Annotated in this window: 18 protein-coding genes; 10 read left to right on the top strand and 8 right to left on the bottom strand. The window is 70.5% G+C overall.

Features of this window, described 5'->3' with window-relative positions:
• Window positions 1–27: 27 nt before the first annotated feature.
• The 7 genes from APZ21_RS16825 to APZ21_RS16795 all read right to left on the bottom strand — a co-directional run bounded on the left by APZ21_RS16825 (window position 28) and on the right by APZ21_RS16795 (window position 5,024).
• A complete protein-coding gene (locus tag APZ21_RS16825; protein ID WP_054814225.1) occupies window positions 28–762 on the bottom strand; it encodes an SDR family oxidoreductase in 735 nt (244 codons plus the stop codon).
• Window positions 759–1,985 carry an NADH:flavin oxidoreductase gene (locus APZ21_RS16820; RefSeq protein ID WP_054814419.1) on the bottom strand — a complete coding sequence of 409 codons (1,227 nt, stop codon included), beginning with the start codon at window positions 1,983–1,985 and terminating at the stop codon, window positions 759–761. The genes APZ21_RS16825 and APZ21_RS16820 overlap by 4 nt, the downstream gene beginning before the upstream one ends.
• 2 nt (window positions 1,986–1,987) lie before the next feature.
• Window positions 1,988–2,551 carry a TetR family transcriptional regulator gene (locus tag APZ21_RS16815; RefSeq protein WP_239476669.1) on the bottom strand — a complete coding sequence of 188 codons (564 nt, stop codon included), beginning with the start codon at window positions 2,549–2,551 and terminating at the stop codon, window positions 1,988–1,990.
• A gap of 359 nt (window positions 2,552–2,910) precedes the next feature.
• Complete coding sequence (gene yaaA, locus APZ21_RS16810; RefSeq protein WP_054814223.1) at window positions 2,911–3,654, bottom strand: peroxide stress protein YaaA; 744 nt, start codon at window positions 3,652–3,654, stop codon at window positions 2,911–2,913.
• Between the two features lie 80 nt (window positions 3,655–3,734).
• On the bottom strand, window positions 3,735–3,914 hold the full coding sequence (locus APZ21_RS16805; RefSeq protein ID WP_054814222.1) for a hypothetical protein: 180 nt from the start codon (window positions 3,912–3,914) through the stop codon (window positions 3,735–3,737).
• A gap of 88 nt (window positions 3,915–4,002) precedes the next feature.
• A complete protein-coding gene (locus APZ21_RS16800) occupies window positions 4,003–4,437 on the bottom strand; it encodes a ferritin-like domain-containing protein (RefSeq protein ID WP_054814221.1) in 435 nt (144 codons plus the stop codon).
• A complete protein-coding gene (locus tag APZ21_RS16795; protein ID WP_420845275.1) occupies window positions 4,434–5,024 on the bottom strand; it encodes a hypothetical protein in 591 nt (196 codons plus the stop codon). Before APZ21_RS16795 ends, APZ21_RS16800 begins: the two co-directional genes overlap by 4 nt.
• A 216-nt stretch (window positions 5,025–5,240) precedes the next feature.
• On the opposite strand from APZ21_RS16795, the gene rimP reads away from it, so the two are divergent.
• From rimP to APZ21_RS16760, 8 genes are all read left to right on the top strand, one after another.
• Entirely contained in the window at window positions 5,241–5,885 is a 645-nt protein-coding gene (rimP, locus tag APZ21_RS16790) for a ribosome maturation factor RimP (RefSeq protein ID WP_054814219.1), read from the top strand.
• Window positions 5,882–6,910, top strand: a complete 1,029-nt coding sequence (nusA, locus tag APZ21_RS16785) for a transcription termination factor NusA (RefSeq protein WP_054814218.1) — start codon at window positions 5,882–5,884, stop codon at window positions 6,908–6,910. The genes rimP and nusA overlap by 4 nt, the downstream gene beginning before the upstream one ends.
• A 227-nt stretch (window positions 6,911–7,137) precedes the next feature.
• On the top strand, window positions 7,138–7,416 hold the full coding sequence (locus APZ21_RS33055) for a YlxR family protein (RefSeq protein ID WP_239476667.1): 279 nt from the start codon (window positions 7,138–7,140) through the stop codon (window positions 7,414–7,416).
• A 109-nt stretch (window positions 7,417–7,525) separates the two neighbouring features.
• Window positions 7,526–10,573, top strand: coding sequence for a translation initiation factor IF-2 (infB, locus tag APZ21_RS16780; protein ID WP_054814217.1), 3,048 nt, complete (start codon window positions 7,526–7,528; stop codon window positions 10,571–10,573).
• A 71-nt stretch (window positions 10,574–10,644) separates the two neighbouring features.
• Window positions 10,645–10,935: a DUF503 domain-containing protein gene (locus tag APZ21_RS16775; protein ID WP_054814216.1), complete on the top strand. Its 291-nt coding sequence runs from the start codon at window positions 10,645–10,647 to the stop codon at window positions 10,933–10,935.
• Between the two features lie 32 nt (window positions 10,936–10,967).
• Window positions 10,968–11,411: a 30S ribosome-binding factor RbfA gene (rbfA, locus tag APZ21_RS16770; protein WP_054814215.1), complete on the top strand. Its 444-nt coding sequence runs from the start codon at window positions 10,968–10,970 to the stop codon at window positions 11,409–11,411.
• A 41-nt stretch (window positions 11,412–11,452) separates the two neighbouring features.
• Entirely contained in the window at window positions 11,453–12,454 is a 1,002-nt protein-coding gene (locus tag APZ21_RS16765) for a DHH family phosphoesterase (protein ID WP_054814214.1), read from the top strand.
• A gap of 125 nt (window positions 12,455–12,579) precedes the next feature.
• Entirely contained in the window at window positions 12,580–13,935 is a 1,356-nt protein-coding gene (locus APZ21_RS16760) for an MATE family efflux transporter (RefSeq protein ID WP_054814418.1), read from the top strand.
• Window positions 13,936–13,940: 5 nt separating this feature from the next.
• On the opposite strand, the gene grpE is transcribed toward APZ21_RS16760, so the two are convergent.
• Window positions 13,941–14,645 (bottom strand): nucleotide exchange factor GrpE, encoded by a 705-nt coding sequence (grpE, locus tag APZ21_RS16755; RefSeq protein WP_082393169.1) that lies wholly within the window; start codon window positions 14,643–14,645, stop codon window positions 13,941–13,943.
• A gap of 306 nt (window positions 14,646–14,951) precedes the next feature.
• Between grpE and APZ21_RS16750 the strand changes: the two genes are divergently transcribed.
• Together APZ21_RS16750 and APZ21_RS16745 are read left to right on the top strand one after the other, a co-directional pair.
• On the top strand, window positions 14,952–16,634 hold the full coding sequence (locus APZ21_RS16750) for an Hsp70 family protein (RefSeq protein WP_054814213.1): 1,683 nt from the start codon (window positions 14,952–14,954) through the stop codon (window positions 16,632–16,634).
• Window positions 16,635–16,642: 8 nt separating this feature from the next.
• Window positions 16,643–18,808 (top strand): SaeA-related protein, encoded by a 2,166-nt coding sequence (locus APZ21_RS16745; RefSeq protein ID WP_054814212.1) that lies wholly within the window; start codon window positions 16,643–16,645, stop codon window positions 18,806–18,808.
• Window positions 18,809–18,829 lie beyond the last annotated feature (21 nt).

The following is an 18,829-nucleotide window of genomic DNA, read 5'->3' as shown; positions in this document are numbered from 1 at the left end:
CCTGGCCGATGGCGAACACCTTGGATTTCAGCCCGCGGTCATGCCGCCGTCGACCACGAATTCCGCCCCGGTGCAATAGCTGGATTCCCGGCTGGCGAGGTAGACGAGCAGCGGGCTGACCTCGTCGGGCACGCCGAGTCGGGTGAGGGTGTCGGAATCGCGGTCGACCGTGGCGGTGTCGTCCGCGCCGAGCATGGGGGTCAGGATGCCGCCGGGGTGCACGGAATTGACGCGGACACCATGCGGGGCCAGTTCGAGCGCGGCGGATTTGGTGAGGCCGCGGACGCCGAATTTGGAGGCGGTGTAGGCGTGCACGCCCGCGACGCCCTGCATGCCCGCGGCCGAGGAGATATTGATGACCGAGGCGGGGCGGGCGGCGACGAGTGCGTCGCGGGCCGCGGTGAGGCCGAGGAACGGACCCGTGAGGTTGATCGCGAGAACCGTCTGCCACTGCTTCTCGGTATAGGTGCCGAGCGGGCCGCCGTCGAGGATGCCCGCATTGTTGACCAGCACGTCGAGTTTGCCGAAGCGCCGGACGGTTTCGGCGACGGCGGCCTCCCAGTCCGCCGAGCGGGTGACGTCGAGATGGACGTAGGCGCCACGATCGCCGAGTTCGGCGGCGAGGCGTTCACCCGCGTCGTCGGCGATATCGCCGATCACGACCGATGCGCCTTCGGCGACGAACGCGCGGGCGTGCGAGGCGCCCATGCCCGAGGCCGCGCCGCTGATCAGCGCTACCCGGCCCGCCAGTCTGTTGTTCATGAATTCTCCTTGGCGACAGGGCCGAGCGTGGGTATCGGCAGCGATATGGGGTCGTGGGCCGCGTCGGGGCGGTAGACGCACCGGGTGCGGGTGTAGATGGTCGGCATGCACCGGTTGCAGTGCACGCATGCCGAACGGGTCGTGGCGTCGGAGCGGATGCGGTGCAACAGATCCGGTTCCCGCAGCAGCGCGCGGCCCATCGCCACGAAGTCGAAGCCTTCGGTCATGGCGGTGCGCATGGTGTCCATGTCGGTGATGCCGCCCAACAGGATCAGCGGCATCGACAGTTCACGCCGGAACTGAAGGGCGCGCTCGAGCAGGAAGGTGGGGCGATACGGATATTCCTTGAAGAAGGCGCGACCGACCAGCCGGAAGCCCCAGCGAGCCGGTCCCGGAAGGACTTTGGCGAATTCGCCGCGGGGTGCGTCGCCGTGGAAGTACAGCATGGGATTGAGCAGTGAACTGCCCGCGGTCAATTCGATGGCGTCCAGCGCGCCGTCGGCCTCGAGCCACGCGGCGACCTGGAGCGCCTCGGGAACCGTGAGCCCGCCGCGCCTGCCGTCCTCCATATTGAGTTTGGCGGTGACCGCGAGCCGACCGCCGAGCGCGTCGGCCACCGCGACCGCGATCTCCCGGGCGAGTCTGGCCCGGTTGCGGGTGGACCCGCCGTAGCCGTCCTTGCGCCGGTTGAGCAGCGGACTGAGGAAGGAACTGACCAGGTAGTTGTGTCCGAAGTGGATCTCGACGGCGTCGAATCCGGCCTGTTCGGCCAGTTTTGCGGCGTTCACGTGCGCGGATATCACCTCGCGCAGTTCCGCCTCGTCGGGCACTTTCATCACCCGCATACCCAGTGGACTGAACAGCGGACTCGGCGCGAGCGCGGGCGCGCGGTTGGAGGCGGCATTGGCCACCGGCCCCGCGTGACCGATCTGCGCACTGACCGCCGCGCCCTCGGCGTGCACCGCTTCGGTCAACTTTCGCAGTCCCGCGACGGCTTCCGGTCGCATCCAGATCTGGTGGCGGTCGGTTCGGCCGCCGGGGGTCACCGCGCAGTAGGCCACCGTGGTCATACCGACCCCGCCCGCCGCCATTTCCCGGTGGAAGGCGATGAGATCGTCGGTGACGAGCGCGTCGGGTGTGCGGCCTTCGAAGGTCGCCGCCTTGATCACCCTGTTGCGCAAGGTGATCGGGCCGAGTCGGGCGGGGGCGAAGACGTCGTGCATGGTCACTCCTGTGCTGTGGTGGTGAGTCCGGCGACGACGAAGTCCCGCAGCGTCGCCGCCGCTCGTTCGGACATGCCGTACTCCTCGACTTCGGGGCTGCCGAATCGCATGATGATCAGATCGAAGGCCAGCATCCAGCGCCGTCGGCTCTCGCCCGCGCTCAGATGGGGCAGCAGGGCGGTCCACGAATCCATACGGAACCAACGCCCGTGCCAGGTGGTCAGATGTCGCCCGAGGACGAAGCGGGCCAGCAGCCGCAGATGCAGTCGGCCCACCGGATCGGCGGCCAGATCGATGAACGGTGCGATGATGGTGTCCACCAGCGCGGGTACCGACTCGCAGTTTCGCGCCGTGGCATCGGCCATCCCGTCTGCCCACTGGGGCCCGAGGCGGTCTTCGATCAGCGCCCCGACGAGGGCTTCCTTCGACCCGAAGTGGTAGTGCACCGCGGCCGGATTGGCCCCCGCCGCCGCGCACACCGCGCGCACCGAGACATCCTCGTACGGCTCGGTCAGCAGTAGTCGCTCGGCCGCCGCCAGCAGCCGTTCGCGGGTTCCCGCGGACACCTTGTCGACCATATTCAAAGTAGAACACGTTTCGAGCATGATTTCAATCACTGATTGAATCAGTGATTGCCGCAGATCGCGTGCCGGGGCGGAGTCGTGGCCGGGCGGAGTCGTGCCGGGGCGGAGTCGTGCCGGGGAGAGTAGTGGATGCGCAGGCCGCGGGCATCGTGCGGTCGAGGGCGGTCGGATCGGTGATCGGACGCAGACGCCGGGTATAGGCGGCTGGGTCGACGCGCAGGGATTCGGCGGCCCCCCGATCGTGGCCGCGCCGCGAGTAGGCGTCCGGGGCGACCGACGGGACGCGCTGTTTTCGACCCGGATCGGGCGCGCACGTCGCGAGGCCGCGGCGTGCGCCGCGCTCAGGTGAGGACGAGAAGTTCGGTGGGCGAGACGATTTCGATGCGCAGTCCGGCTTTGACCGCGACCTTGGCGACCGCGCGGATATCGGACGGTTCGGCGCGGGTGCACACCAGCGCGCGGGCCAGCAGGCCCTTGTGATGCTTGTTGAAATGGCTGACCACCGTGCGACTGCCGTCCGCGTGTTCGGTGACGACGGAGGCCGTGATCGCTCCGGGGACCCGGCCCAACTGCTGATAGGTACCCGAACGCAGGTCGATGACGAGCTCACCCGCGGCCTCCTCGGTCAGTGCGTCGGCCAGACGCTCGCGCCAGAGAGCGGCAAGGGTCGGCAGACCCGGCAGTTTGCTGCCGCCGGAGAGCCGGTAGGCGGGGATGCGGTCGCCCGCGCGTACCGCGCCGAACAGGGCGGACCCGATCGCCAAGCGGGCGTATGCCTTCTCCCGCTGCGCCTTGGTGAACGAGGCCGCGTCCAGCGCGTCGTAGAGCACACCGGTGTAGCGTTCCAGCGCGGGCCTGGTCGGCGCGCTGCGCAGCGCGGCATTGCGGGCGATCTCGGCCTCGGCGCCCTTACCCAGCCCGAGCGCGGTCCGCGCGGCATCCGCATCGCCGGACAGATCGACGAGATGTCCGACGAGCCGTTCGCGAACCGGCGTGAGCCCCGGCATGGCGAGCTCCGACAGTTCGAGGGGCGCAAACGCGCCGCCGTCGGACTTGGTTTCGGAGGGGGGCAGCAGCACCAGCACGAGCCGATACGGTACCGGGGGACAGAGGGGCGGGCTCGGTCGACACCGACCGCCTCCGACGACGGGCCGGGGATTTGCGCTCAGACCAGGTAGAGGTCGACCACGAGATCCTCGGCCTCGCGATCGTCGGAGGACCGCTCGTGGTCGCCCTCTTCGATCTCGCGGACCGCGCCCGCCGACGGGCCCGCCGACAGGAAGGCGGCGATGGCGGCCACGATGATGACGAGCAGTATGCCGATACGGCGTGCGGAACGGGGCATGGCTCCTGGTCCTCCGGCAATCCCATTGGGCGGCAATGTGATAACGACAACTATTCGGCGCCGCGCCGTTTCGGGATTGCCCCCGTGCTCAGGCGTGGCCCGGGAACGCCACCGTGGGCGGCGCGGTGCCGAGGATCGCCTGCCAGGTCGCCAGGCGCAGCGCCGATTCGGTCAGCGCCTCGACGGCGGTGCGCCGGGTCGCCTCGGACTCGGCCTGTTCGACCACCGCGCGCCAGGCGATGGCGGCGTCGTTCTCCACGGTGACCGCGAGGTTCGCGGCGGGAATGGGGTCGTCCACCGGGAACGGCGCGGTGTAGGCGGCCTCCGGCGCCGGCGCGGTGACACCGGCCGCGGTGAGCGCCGCGACGGTGGCGTCGCGGCGGGCCCGGTGCGCCGCGGTGTTCTCGGCGATCAGTCGGGTGCGCTCGGACGAGGCGTAGGCCGCGATCACTCCGTAGGCGTAGACGGCCGCGTACTCGGCGCTGAGCGCGTCGAGCAGGGCCCGGTGCTCGGTGTCGGTCATGCCAGCAGGACTCCCGTCTGGGTGGCGCAGGCGGCGCTGATGGAGGCGAGCAGACCCGCGCGGTACCCGGTCTGGGTGCGCGCGAGATCGGCCGCGGACCGCTGCGAGCGGGTCAGCTGCTCGCGCAGCTGATCGATGGAGGGCGGGGCAACCGGCTCGGCGCTCGGCGTCGAGCCCGCGGTGACCGGTGCCGGTGCGCCCGCACCGTGCCGGGCGCTCGGGTCGGCGGTGCGGTGCACGGGTGTGGTGCCGTCGCCGTAGGTGCCGATCACTCGTGCGATCTCGACGCGCAGTGCCTCGGCGTGCTCGGTGCGCTGACCGGCGATCGCGGCGAGCGCGGCCTGCCGCTGCGGTGCGAGCGCGATCGCGGCGGTGGCGGCGGCCGCATCGGCGCGCGCGGAAACCTCTTGTGCGGCAAGGGGGTCCGGGAGGTAGATCGGCTCGTCGGCGCAGCCGGCGACCGCGGTGAGCGCCACCGCGCCGACCACGCCGCCGCCCGCGAGCCGCAGAGCGGTGCGCCGGTCGACGGAGATGCCTGCGGTGCGCCCGGCATGCGGCGGGGCGTAGGGGCGGAGGGGCACGGGCACCATCGTGCCAGACCCGGCGCCCCTCCCGACCGCGGCGCGGACGCCGCCGACATGTCGGCGGAGGCAACCCGGCTGACTTGCTGAAGGCCGCTGGTCCTTTACACTCTCGGGGCGCGTTACGCTAGACCTTCGGTGCGGAAATTTGCCGACAGCGACTGCCTTGGCGTCGCTGGCCACGACCCGATCGCCTCACAACTGAACCAGGAGCCGCCTCACATGCCGATGCCGACCGAGGAAAGGGTGAGCCAGCTGATTGCCGGGCTCGTCGAACGCCGAGGATTCGACCTCGAGGGCGTCGAGATCTCGACGGCCGGGAAGCATGCGGACGCGCGGGCTCGGGTGACGGTGACCGTCGACAGCGACGCCACCGCCGATCTGGACACGATCGCCACGCTCAGCCACGATCTGTCGACGGCGCTGGACGAGGTCGGCGACTTCGGCGAGACGCCGTACCTGCTCGAGGTCTCAACGCCGGGGGTCGACCGCCCGCTCACCGCCGAGCGCCACTGGCGCCGCGCACAGGGTCGGAAGGTGCGCGTGGAGCTGCGCCCCGGGGCCGAACCTCCCGATCCGGGGGGAGCCGTCCGGTTCGACGCCCGCGTCGGTGCGCTCGACGGCGACGGGGTGGCCCTGGTGCTGGGGGGCCGTCAGCGCCCGCACCGGGTGCGCGTGCCGCTTGCCGATATCGCCCGCGCCGTCGTGCAAGTCGAATTCGGCCCGCCCGGAGCGCGGGAACTCGAACTCGCGGGCGGTGTCGCGCCGGGCAGGCCGACGCCGGGCCACGAGGCCGAAGACATCTCCTCAGCAACAGCCCAAGCCATGACAGCGTCCGATGCGCCGACCGAAGGGATCGTGGAATGAACATCGAAATCGAAGCCCTGCGCGCGATTGTCGCCGACAAGGGGATCTCGATCGAGACGGTGATCTCCGCGATCGAGTCGGCGCTGCTCACCGCGTACCGCCACACCGAGGGCCACCAGCCGAACGCGCGCATCGACATCAACCAGAAGACCGGCGTGGTCCGGGTGATGGCGCGTGAGGTCGACGCCGACGGCAATGTGATCTCCGAATGGGACGACACCCCGGAGGGTTTCGGGCGCATCGCGGCGACCACCGCGCGCCAGGTCGTCCTGCAACGGCTGCGCGATGCCGAGAACGAGAAATCCTTCGGTGAGTTCTCGACCCACGAGGGCGATATCGTCGGCGGCGTCGTCCAGCGCGACGCCCGCGCCAACGCACGCGGCACCGTCGTGGTGCGCATCGGCAGCGAACTGCACGGCGCGGAGGGGCTGATCCCGCCCGCCGAGCAGGTGCCCGGCGAGACCTACGAACACGGCGACCGCGTCAAGTGCTACGTCGTCGGCGTTTCGCGGGGTCCGCGCGGGCCGCAGATCACGCTCTCGCGCACCCATCCGAATCTGGTCCGGCGGCTGTTCGCCCTCGAGGTCCCCGAGATCGCCGACGGGTCGGTGGAGATCGTCGCGGTGGCCAGGGAGGCCGGACACCGCTCCAAGATCGCCGTGCACTCCACGGTGGCCGGGGTGAACGCCAAGGGCGCCTGTATCGGGCCGATGGGGCAGCGCGTGCGCAACGTGATGAGCGAATTGGCCGGGGAGAAGATCGACATCATCGACTACGCCGACGATCCGGCGACCTTCGTCGGCAACGCGCTCTCGCCGTCGAAAGTGGTATCGGTCACCATCGTGGACCCCGACGCGAGGGCGGCGCGGGTGGTGGTGCCGGACTTCCAGCTGTCGCTGGCCATCGGCAAGGAGGGCCAGAACGCGCGCCTGGCCGCGCGGCTCACCGGCTGGCGCATCGATATCCGCAGCGATGCGGCCCCTGACGTGGGCGGCAGCATGCGGACGGAGGCGCACCGGAGTTGACCGAGGGTGGCGCGCCGTTGCGCGCGGCGGTCCGTTCGGCGAGTTACGGACGGGATCGGGCGAATCGGGAATCGAACGGCCGGGATGACATGTTGGTAACTTCGGCGGGGGCGGGGTTCGGTGTTCCGAGCGGGACAGCGGTAGAGTGGTCTCAGGTTCAGCGCGAGCCTCCGGTTTCCTCGCGGGAAAGCACCACCGATCCGACGCCCCGGCGACGGTCGGCCCCGGTGCGGACCTGCATCGGATGTCGGAAGCGCGAGTTGGCCGTCGATCTGTTGCGGATCGTGGCACAGGATCGGGAGACCGGAGAAGGTTCCCGTATCGTCGCGATCGTTCCCGATCCGCGGCGCAGACTTCCCGGGAGGGGTGCCTGGTTGCACCCCCTTTCGTCTTGTCTGAGCACGGCAGAACGACGCCGAGCGTTCGGCAGAGCACTACGAGTGTCCGGACATCTGGATATCTCAGCCCTGGAGCAATACCTCGAGAACAGGCACGAGCACTCATGAGCACACCGTGAAGTACCAACGATGAACGTCCATCGGAGATAACCCGAGGTCGTGCGGGCCGCCGTCCCCAGAAACGGCGGGGCTGCTCGACCTCTCAGTGAGGAGAGCAGTGGCAGGCAAGGCCCGCGTGCACGAGTTGGCAAAAGAACTCGGTGTCACGAGCAAGGAACTACTCGCGAAGCTCAAGGAGCAAGGCGAGTTCGTGAAGTCCGCGTCGTCGACGGTGGAAGCGCCCGTCGCGCGCAGGCTGCGGGAATCGTTGACGACGAAATCCGCGTCCTCGGATTCCAAGTCGGGTGCGCGTCCGGGGCCGTCGGCCCGTCCGGGCGCCAAGCCCACCCCCGGCGGCGGTCCGCGCCCCGGCCCCCGTACTCCGACTCCGGCCCAGGCCGCGTCCTCCGCCCCGAGTCCGGCCACGGCGGCCGCCCCGAGTCCGGCCACGGCCGCCCCCACCCAGGCTCGTCCGGGCCCCGCGCCCCGTCCCGGTGACGGCGCGCGCCCCGGTCCGGCCGTGAAGCCCGGCCCGGCTCCGACTCCGGCGCCCTCGTTCCAGGCGCCGTCCAAGCCCGCGCCGTCCGCGCCGTCCGCGCCGTCGCACAACGGCCCGCGCCCGACCCCGGGTGGCGGTCCGCGCCCCGGTCAGCAGCAGCGGCCCGCGCCGTCGCAGAACGGCCCGCGTCCGGGCGGCCCCAAGCCCGGCCCCAAGACCCCGCGGGTTGGCAACAATCCCTATTCCTCGACCCCCGCGCCCGAGCGTGAGCGCGCACCCCGTCCCGGCCCGTCCCAGGGTGGTCCGCGTCCCGGCCCGTCCCAGGGTGGGCCGCGTCCCGGACCTTCCTCGAACGGCCCCCGTCCGGGTCCGTCGCAGGGCGGCGGCCAGCGTCCCGCGGCCGCCCAGGGTGGCGATCGCGGTCCGCGTCCCGGCGGTCCGCGTCCGAGCCCCGGCTCGATGCCCCCGCGCCCGACACCCGGCGCCATGCCGCAGCGTTCGGCCCGTCCGGGTCCCGGCGCCGGTGGCGGTCCCGGCCGTCCCGGTCGTCCCGGCGGCGGCCCCGGCGGCGGCGCCGGTCGTCCCGGTGGCGGTGGCGGCGGTGGCGGCTACCGCGGTGGCGGTGGCGGTGGCGGCGCGCCCGGTGCGGGCGCCGGTGCACCCGCGGCCGGTGCGGGCGGCTTCCGCGGTCGTCCCGGTGGCGGTGGTGGCGGCGGCGGTCGTCCGGGCGGTCCCGGTGGCCGCGGCGGTGCGGCGGGCGCCTTCGGTCGTCCCGGTGGCGCCCCGCGGCGCGGTCGCAAGTCGAAGCGGGCGAAGCGCGCCGAGTACGAGAGCATGCAGGCGCCCGCCGTCGGCGGCGTGCGGCTGCCGCGCGGCAACGGCGAGATCATCCGTCTCGCCCGCGGCGCGTCGCTGTCGGATTTCGCGGAGAAGATCGACGCCAACCCGGCCGCGCTGGTGCAGGCCCTGTTCAACCTCGGTGAGATGGTCACCGCGACCCAGTCGGTGAACGACGAGACCCTCGAGCTGCTCGGTAGCGAGATGAACTACGTCGTGCACGTGGTCAGCCCCGAGGACGAGGACCGCGAGCTGCTGGAATCGTTCGACCTGACCTACGGTGAGGACGAGGGCGACGAGAGCGATCTCGAACAGCGCCCGCCGGTGGTGACCGTCATGGGTCACGTCGACCACGGTAAGACCCGACTGCTCGACACCATCCGCAAGGCCAACGTCCGTGAGGGCGAGGCGGGCGGCATCACCCAGCACATCGGCGCCTACCAGGTGCTGACCCACCTGGGCGATCAGGACCGGCTCATCACCTTCATCGACACCCCCGGTCACGAGGCGTTCACCGCCATGCGTGCGCGCGGTGCGAAGGCCACCGACATCGCGATCCTGGTGGTCGCCGCCGACGACGGCGTCATGCCGCAGACGGTGGAGGCGATCAACCACGCCCAGGCGGCCGACGTGCCGATCGTCGTCGCGGTCAACAAGATCGACAAGGAAGGCGCGAATCCCGACAAGATCCGCCAGCAGCTGACCGAATACGGCCTGGTGGCCGAGGAATACGGTGGCGACACCATGTTCGTCGACATCTCCGCCAAGCAGGGCACCAATATCGAGGCGCTGCTCGAGGCGGTGCTGCTGACCGCGGACGCGGCGCTCGACCTGCGGGCCAACCCCGATATGGACGCCCAGGGCGTTGCGATCGAGGCCCACCTCGACCGCGGTCGCGGCCCGGTGGCGACGGTGCTCGTCCAGCGCGGCACGCTGCGCGTCGGCGACTCGATCGTGGCGGGCGACGCCTACGGTCGCGTGCGCCGCATGGTCGACGAGCACGGCGAGGACGTCACCGCGGCGCTGCCGTCGCGGCCGGTCCAGGTGATCGGCTTCACCTCGGTCCCCGGCGCGGGCGACAACCTGCTCGTCGTGGACGAGGACCGCATCGCCCGCCAGATCGCCGACCGGCGCAATGCGCGCAAGCGCAACGCGCTGGCCGCCCGCAGCCGCAAGCGGATCAGCCTGGAAGATCTGGACGCCGCGCTGAAGGAGACCTCGGAGCTCAACCTCATCCTCAAGGGCGACAACTCCGGTACCGTCGAGGCCCTCGAAGAGGCCCTCATGGGTATCGAGATCGACGACGAGGTGCGCCTGCGGGTCATCGACCGCGGTGTCGGTGGCGTCACCGAGACCAATGTCAACCTGGCCTCGGCCTCGAACGCGATCATCATCGGGTTCAACGTCCGGGCCGAGGGCAAGGCGACCGAGCTGGCCAACCGCGAGGGCGTCGACATCCGGTACTACTCGGTGATCTACCAGGCCATCGACGAGATCGAGAAGGCCCTCAAGGGCATGCTCAAGCCGATCTACGAAGAGGTCGAGCTGGGTCGCGCCGAGATCCGGGCGCTGTTCCGGTCGTCCAAGATCGGCAATATCGCCGGCTGCATGGTCACCTCGGGCATCGTCAAGCGCAATGCCAAGGCGCGTCTGCTGCGCGACAACGTGGTGGTCGCCGAGACCATGACCATCTCCTCGCTCAAGCGCGAGAAGGATGACGCGGTCGAGGTTCGCGAAGGGTACGAGTGCGGTATGACCGTGACCTACAGCGATATCAAGGAAGGCGACATCATCGAGGCGTACGAGTTGCGCGAGAAGCCGCGCGACTGATCCAGGGCCGTCGATGCCGCGCCGCCGTACGGGCGGCGCGGCACCGGAGGTCCGATACCGGAGAGGTATGCGTGTACCTGGGGGCACTCGAGTTCGACATCCTGCTCGGGGATGTGCACTCGCTCAAGCAGAAGCGTTCGGTGATTCGTCCGGTTCTGGCCGAATTGCAGCGCTTCGGCGTCAGCGCGGCCGAAGGTGGGGAACAAGATCTGCATCGCCGCTCATTGCTAGGCGTAGCCATTGTCAGCGCCGGTATGGGTCATCTCACCGAGGTGCTCGACAAATGTGAACGCCACGTCGCGGCGCGTCCGGAGTTACAGTTGCTGGCAGTACGCCGCCGGATCTTCGGACCCGAGGACTGAACTTTTCATAGTGAAGTGAGGAGGAAACGGCCATGGTGGATCAAGCCAGGGCACGCCGACTCGCCAAGCGGATTGCCTCGATCGTCGCGACCGCGATCGAATACGAGATCAAGGATCCGCGGCTGCGTTTCGTGACGGTCACCGACGCCAAGGTCACCGGTGATCTGCGCGAGGCGACGGTGTACTACACGGTGATGGGCGAAACACTCGACGCCGAACCGGACTACGCGGCGGCCGCCGCCGGTCTGGAGAAGGCCAAGGGCGTACTGCGCTCGAAAGTGGGCGCGGGCACCGGGGTGAAATTCACCCCGACGCTGGCCTTCGTCTTGGACAAGGTGCCCGACGCGGCGCGCGAGATGGAGGAACTGCTCGCTCGTGCCAGGGCCGCCGACGACGCCGTCGCAAAGGTCGCGGCGACGGCGACCCACGCGGGCGATGCCGACCCGTACAAGGTCGAGCGCGACGACGAGTCCTGAGTCGGTTCGAGATCGAGATTCGACAAGAGACTGCGGCGCGAATGACAACCAGTGGTGAGCCGGTGGATTTCGGCGCGGTGGTCCGGGCCTTGACGACCGCCCGGTCGGTGAGCGTGCTGTGTCACGTGCAGCCCGATGCCGACACCATCGGCAGCGGGCTGGCGTTGGCGCTGGTCCTGCATCGGCGCGGCGTCCCGGTGTGGGTGTCGTTCGCCGAACCGGTCGAGGTGCCCGTCTCCATGCGGACGCTGCCGGGGGTGCGGCATCTGGTGCCCCCGGCGCAGGTGCCGTGCGAGGTCGACGTGCTGGTCGCGGTGGACTGCGGCAGTGCGGGCAGGCTCGGCACACTCGGCGACCGGCTCGCGGGCGCGCGGACCACCGTCGTCATCGACCACCACCGCTCCAATACCGCGTTCGGGATGATCAACCTGGTCGACGCCGCGGCCGAGTCCACGACGAGTCTGGTGGCGCGGTTGCTCGACGCGTGGGGCGTGCCGATCGATCGCGAGGTCGCGCACTGCCTGTACGCGGGTCTGGTGACCGACACCGGCTCGTTCCGCTGGGTCCGGCCCGGCACCCACGAACTCGCCGAACGGCTTTTGAGTACCGGTATCGACGGCGCCGAGATCGGTCGCACGCTCATGGACACCCATCCGTTCGGCTGGCTGCCCATGCTGTCGAAGGTGCTCGGCACCGCGCGTCTCGAGCCGTCGGTGCGCGGCGGCGTCGGTCTCGCGTACGCCGTCGTGCACGATGCGGATCAGGTGGGCGTGCGGTCGGAGGAGGTGGAGAGCGTCATCGATATCGTCCGCACCACCGCCGAGGCCGGGATCGCGGCGGTGTTCAAACAGTCGCGCGCCGACGAACAGCGCTGGACGGTGTCGCTGCGCTCGCGCCACACCGCCCCGGACGCCGACGACGGCGTGGACGTGGCCGAGATCGCCACCGGACTCGGTGGTGGCGGACACCGGTTCGCGGCCGGATACACCACCTACGGACGGGTCGACGACGTGGTCGCCGCGTTGCTCGCCGCACTCGGTTGAGCGGCGGCCCCGTCCGCGACGGTAGTGTGACGACGCGGGCAGGACGGGAGGGGCCAGTGACCCAGCGGGATACCGGCGACGAAGGGGCGGAACAGGCGGCGTCGGGGACGGTCGGGGCGATCGTCATGGCGCCGCCCGCCCCGGTGGCCGAGGCCGCCGCGTCCGCCGGGCCCCGGCGCATCCTCGGACTCGCGTTGCCCACGCTCGGCGTACTCGTGGCCGAACCGGTCTACCTGCTGTTCGATATGGCGGTGGTGGGGCGGCTCGGCGCGCTGGCCCTGGCAGGCCTCGCGGTCGGCGGTTTGATTCTGGCGCAGGTCAGTTCGCAATTGACCTTTCTGTCCTACGGGACCACGGCGCGTTCGGCGCGGCGGCACGGCGCGGGCGATACGCGCGGTGCGGTGGCCGAGGGCGTGCAGGCGACCTGGATCGCGATCGCCATCGGTCTGGCGATCGTGATCGTCGTACAGGCCGCGGCGATTCCGGTCACCGATGCGATCGCGGGCGGCGGCGATATCGCGGACGAGGCGCTGCGGTGGGTGCGGATCGCGCTGCTCGGCGTGCCGTTGATCCTGATCTCCACGGCGGGCAACGGCTGGATGCGCGGGGTGCAGCACACGCGCAGGCCGCTGGCCTATGTCGTTGCCGGACTGGGGATCTCGGCGCTGCTGTGCCCGGTGCTGGTACACGGGCTCCTCGGCGCGCCACGCATGGAGCTGGCCGGTTCGGCCGTGGCGAATGTGGCGGGACAATCGGTCTCGGCGGTGCTGTTCCTGTACGCGCTGGTACGGGAACGGGTCTCGTTGATCCCGCACTGGTCGGTCATCCGGGCACAGTTGGTGCTCGGCCGGGATCTGATCGTGCGCAGTCTCGCCTTCCAGGCGTGTTTCGTCTCCGCCGCCGCCGTTGCCGCGCGGTTCGGTGCGGCGTCGGTGGCCGCACACCAACTCGTACTGCAACTGTGGAACTTCCTCGCCCTCACGCTGGATTCACTCGCCATCGCCGCGCAGATGCTGGTCGGGGCGGCGCTGGGGGCCGGTGACGCCGCGGGTGCGCGATCACTCGCGCGGCGGGTCACGCTGTGGTCGGAACTGTTCTCGATCGTGCTCGCGGTCTGTTTCGCCGCGGGACACAGCGTGATCCCGGTTCTGTTCACCGACGACGCCGCCGTCCTCGACCGCACCCATCTCGCCTGGTGGTTCTTCGTCGGCATCATTCCCGTCGCCGGTGTCGTCTTCGCTCTCGACGGGGTGCTGCTCGGCGCGGGCGACGCCGCATTCCTGCGCACCGCGACCCTCGGCTGCGCACTCGTCGGCTTCCTGCCCGCCATCTGGCTGTCGCTGGTCTTCGGCTGGGGGATAGCGGGCATCTGGTCGGGGCTGGTCGCGTTCATGCTGCTGCGCATGGCCGCGGTGGCGGGTCGGACGCTGTCGGGACGGTGGGCGCGCGTCGGCGCCGAGATCCCCGCGGGCAGCGCGTAACCCGTTCAGCGGAACCGGCGCACGACCACCCGCGCGGGACGCACGGATCGGCCCGGCACGCTCAACCCGGGCTGGAGCACCGAATCCACGGTGCGGTCGTCGGCTTCGCTGTCGGTGTTCACAACATCGGCGGCCTCCATGCGCAGCGAGTCGAACGGTTCACCGGGAACCGGACTCACGACACTGCCGCCGCGGCCGACGAGCAGCCGTTCGATGCGGGCGGCCACGGCTTCGAATGCCCGGCGTTCGCGATCGGATTCGGCGGTATTCGCGCACGCGGTGGTATCGCCGAGCAGGGCGAACAATTCGGTCACCAGGGGAAGGTCCGCGCCTTGGCGTTCCCGTTGCGCGCGTGCTCTGGCGTCGTCGGCCAGGCGGTCGATGCCCGCGGCTTGGCGGGCGATCACTCGGGCCAGGTCCTCGATACGCTCGGCCAGGCGGTCTTGGCCCGCGGCCAGGTCGGTGCGGGTGGGATCGGTTTCGTCGGCGGGTACGGGTTCAGTGTGGCCGATTGTCGCGGCGATCTCGACCCGGGGAGTGCGGCCCGGGGCCGTGGCGGACTCCGGCACGGTCTTCTCGGCGGCATTGTCGGAGGCGCTCGCGGGGGTCTCGCCGGCCCGCACGGCCGTCGGGCTCGCGGTCGGGGAGGCGCCGGATTCGCTTGGCGGGATGGACGTCGCGTCCGTGTCAGGCCCGACGGGTTCGGTCATGGTCGGCACCCTACTGGGTCGTCGGCGGCGGTTTTGCCGCCCCTTTTGTCTCGAACCGGTCGCTCGTCGTGCTTTCGCGTCGTCCGGTGTGGTGGAAGCGCGCGGTGGACCGGACCGCCGCTCAACGGTGCGACATGAGCGGCCGCGAACCCGCCGCGCCGAAGGCGCGGCCGGACACGGAGACCGGCAACCTCCCGCCGTGAGTCACCGGATCGGCCGGGGTAGAAGTCCTCGTGGCCAGGGGGTTTCGGTTCTGTCAGCCATGGTGGAGTCGGAAGTCGGTGGTGACTGCTACGATCGCACGCCATGGGGGTCTACGGCATCGACCTGGGCACAACGAACTCGGCGATCGCGCGGATCGACGCCGACGGTCGTCCTGAAGTCATGGTCGGCATCAATGGCGAACCGACGGTTCCGTCGGTGGTGCTGTTCGCTTCCGCCTACGACCATTTGGTCGGCGAGGGCGCGCGGCGACAGGCGCGATTGGATCCCGAGCATGTCTGCGCGCTGGTGAAGCGGCGGATGGGCGACGCGGAATGGCGTTTCGCGGCGCACGGCGCCAGCTGGTCGGCGCCCGCGGTGTCGGCGCTCATCCTCAAGAGTCTGGCCGCCGATGTCGAATTCGGCGGCGGCGAACCGGTGCGGCGCGCGGTCATCACCGTGCCCGCCTATTTCGGCGACGAGGAACGGCGCGCCACCATCCAGGCGGGCAACTACGCAGGCTTCGATGTGGCGGGCGTGCTCTCCGAGCCCATAGCCGCGGCACTGTCCTACGGGTTCGGCAGGCTCGACGGCAGCGTAGACGTGGGCAAGTCGGGCGAGCGCGAGACGGTGCTCGTCTACGACCTCGGCGGCGGCACCTTCGATGCCACCGTCATCGAACTCGCCGACCGGCGCATCTCGGTACTGGCCGTGGAGGGCGATCACCAACTCGGCGGCGCCGACTGGGACGAACGCATCGCGCTGTACCTGTCGCAGCAGTTCTGCGCGGCGAATCCGGATGCCGAGGATCCGCTGGACGATTCGGCCGGATCGCAAATGCTGGTGCTGGCCGCCGAACAGGCCAAACGCGAACTGTCGGAATCCGATCGCACCGATGTAGTGGTGGCGCACGACGGCGCCCGCGCTGTCGTGCCGCTGACCCGTGACGAGGTCGAATCCATGACCGCCTCGCTCATGCGCCGCACCATCGACCTGACCCGCGACTGCCTGGCCGCCGCGGCCAAGCGGGGCGTCAACTCGGTCGACCGGTTGCTGCTGGTCGGCGGTTCCTCGCGCATGCCGGTGGTCGAGCGGGAACTGCGCAAGGAACTCGGCCTGCGCGGCGAACTGCGCGATCCCGATCTGTCGGTGGCGCGCGGCGCGGCGCTCTACGGCGAGAAGCTCGAGATGGAACGCCTCGTCCTGGCGGATCTGGTAACCCGCGGCCGCCTGCGCGATGGATCGAGTCTGCGCGAGGCCGCCCCCGCCGATCTCGACCAATCGGTGACCCGGGTCGCGGCCTCCTTCGCCCAGCCGGTCGGGCTGGTGCGGCGAATGCTGGAGATCCAGGTCGACACCGTGGTCTCGCGCGGTTTCGGCGTCCTGGCCCTCGACAGTCACTACGGTCTGGCGGCCGCGTGGCTGGTGCACCGCAATCAGACGCTGCCGGTGCGGGTGCGCCGGTCCTTCGGCACGGTGCGCGAGGATCAGGACCAGATCGAGCTGACCATCGTCGAACAGCAGGGCCAAGCCGCATCGGTGCGGCCCGAGGATACGAAAGTTCTTGTCGAGGGCCGTATTCGGGGTATTCCGGCGGGCTATCCCGCGGGCAGCGAGGTGCGGGTCACCTTCGAGATGGGATTCGACGGGGTCCTGCACGTCACCGCGCACCACGTCGACGCCGATATGCCGCTGACACTGTCCGCGCAGACCGGGGCCACCCTGTCCCAGGCGGACGTGGCGCGCGAACTCGATCAGGTGCAGCGCTCGCGTCGCCGGACCGGATAGCGGTCGGCATGCAGGTCTTCGATCCGAACGACTATCGCAAGCGGGTGCTGGCCGCCGTCGAACGCCGCGGTGGCATCGAACAGTCGGATCCGTTCGAGCTCTACGACATTCCGCTGGAAGAGGCCGAATCCCTCAGCGACGCCGAGGTGTCCGAGCGCGTGCGGGAGGTGTGGGGGTTCTGGCAGCGCCAGCGCGACCATCCGAAGTACCGGGTGCTGGTCGGATTGCTGGTCGATGACCACTCCCGCCGCAGTGAGATGTTGCTGGTGGCGAGTTCGCGCCGGGCAGAGGCCATGCGGGTGCGGCAGGTGCGCGAACAGCGTGACGCCGAACGCTACGAAATGCTCGATATCGCCATCTCCCGATTGGTGCAGCGCCACGGCGGCGTGCCCGCAACCAAGGTGGCGGGGCTCGAGGAGATCGGCGCCATGGGCGGGCTCTCCGCGGCCGAGGTAGGTGCCCGCCTGCGCAGGTACCGCGTGCTGGAGGAGCAGCCGGGCCCGGCGGCCGCGACCCTGACCGCGCAGCGCCGTCTGCAGATCAGACAGCTGCTCGCGGAATGGGATCGGCTGCTCGACGGTCCGCCCGCCCCCACCCTGTTCGGCCTACTCGGCCTCGACCCGGCCGACGCGACGCATACCGAGGAGATCCGGTTGCGCGCCGAGGCCCTGCGCGCCCGTGCCCGCGAACTCCCGCCGGGCCGGGTCCGCGTGGTATTGGACGAGTTGCTCACCCACGTACAGGATCTGCTCGTCTCCGGCGGCCCGGAGGTCGACGAATACGTGCGCGCGGTGATCGAGGACGTCACCGCCGAACTGCGCCCGAAGGTGCGCGCCGCGGTGCTGGTCGAGGATCAGCTCGTCGGCGAGGACTATCGCTATCTGCTCGATGAGGCCATCGACCTCGGCCTCGACCGGGACCGCGCCGTCCGGGTGCTCACCGATCTCGCCACCGAACTCGGCGCGCGCGTGGAGAGCGCGCCCGATATGCCGTCCCGGCACACCGGGGCCGCGCCACGCACTCCGCAGACGGTGGGGTCGCGCACCGCACCCGTGTCGCCGCGGGACGGAGGACGGCTGTGGGAGGAGCCGTTGAAGGCCGCCCGAGCCGCGCTGCGCGGCGGCAGGCCGCAGGAGGCCGCCCGGCAGGTCGCCGAGGCGCGCCAACTCGACAACGGCACGGGCGCAACCCCCATTCGCTCGGTCGCCGACGAAATCGAGCGGGTGCTCGCCGAGGCCGCTGTGCGGTGGCGCAATATCGGCGCGGCGCGGGGTGCGAAGCGATACGTCGAGGTGCTCGAACATGTGGAGCACCTGCGCCGCGCCGCCGGCGACGTGCCGCCGCCGACCGGGCAGGCCGTCGGTCTCGACGAGCTCCGCGCCGAGGCGGCGCGCGCCATCGCCGAGGCCGACCGATTGGTCGCCGCCGCGCAGGCGGGACCGGCCACCGACCGCGTCCGCGCACTACTCGCCGCCCAACAGGTCTGCGCCGATCATCAGGGCGCCGCGGCAGCGCTGGCCGTCACACCGGTCGATGCGCCGGGGCGGGTCGAGGTGAGCCGAATGCCGAACGGCTCGGTGCAGATCACCTGGTCCGCCTCGCCCACCGAGAATGTCGACTACCGTGTCACCCGGTTGCAGCCGGATGGTTCGTGGCGGGTCGTCGGCCGTACCAGGACCACCGAACTCGAGGACGGCGGCGCCCCCGCGGGTCCGCTGCCGGTGTACGCGGTGGCGGCGGCGAGCGCCGGACGATATTCGGATGTCATCCGTTCGGACGCGCACAGCGCCGTTCCCGCCGAATCGGCGGCCGTATCGTCCGGTGCGGCGCGGGAATACGCCGAACCCGGCGACGAGCCGAATCCGGGCGGCATTCCCGGTGTCGGCGGAGTCGCCGAACACGACGGTCTGCTGATCTTCACCTGGCCCGCGGGTGTCACCGAGGTCTACGTGGTCGTGAGGCCGGACGCCCCGCCGACGAGTCCGCGGGATCCGGCGGCGCGCACGTGGAAGATCACCAATACGCGCTACGAGATCGACGGCGGGGTGAAGATCCCGCCCGAACTGCCACGGCCGTGCCATATCGCCGTCGCCTCCTGCCGTCGCGAACCGAACGGATCGCTGGTCGTCGCCCCGGGATTCGCGGCCACCGCCCGCATGCGCTGGACGAGTTGACCACCCGTGGGACGGCTCGTC

Origin of the sequence: Nocardia arizonensis (assembly GCF_001310275.1) — a bacterium.
Lineage (GTDB): Bacteria > Actinomycetota > Actinomycetes > Mycobacteriales > Mycobacteriaceae > Nocardia > Nocardia arizonensis.
The sequence above is the reverse complement of the archived record's forward strand: the minus strand, read 5'-3'. Positions and strand labels throughout refer to the sequence as shown.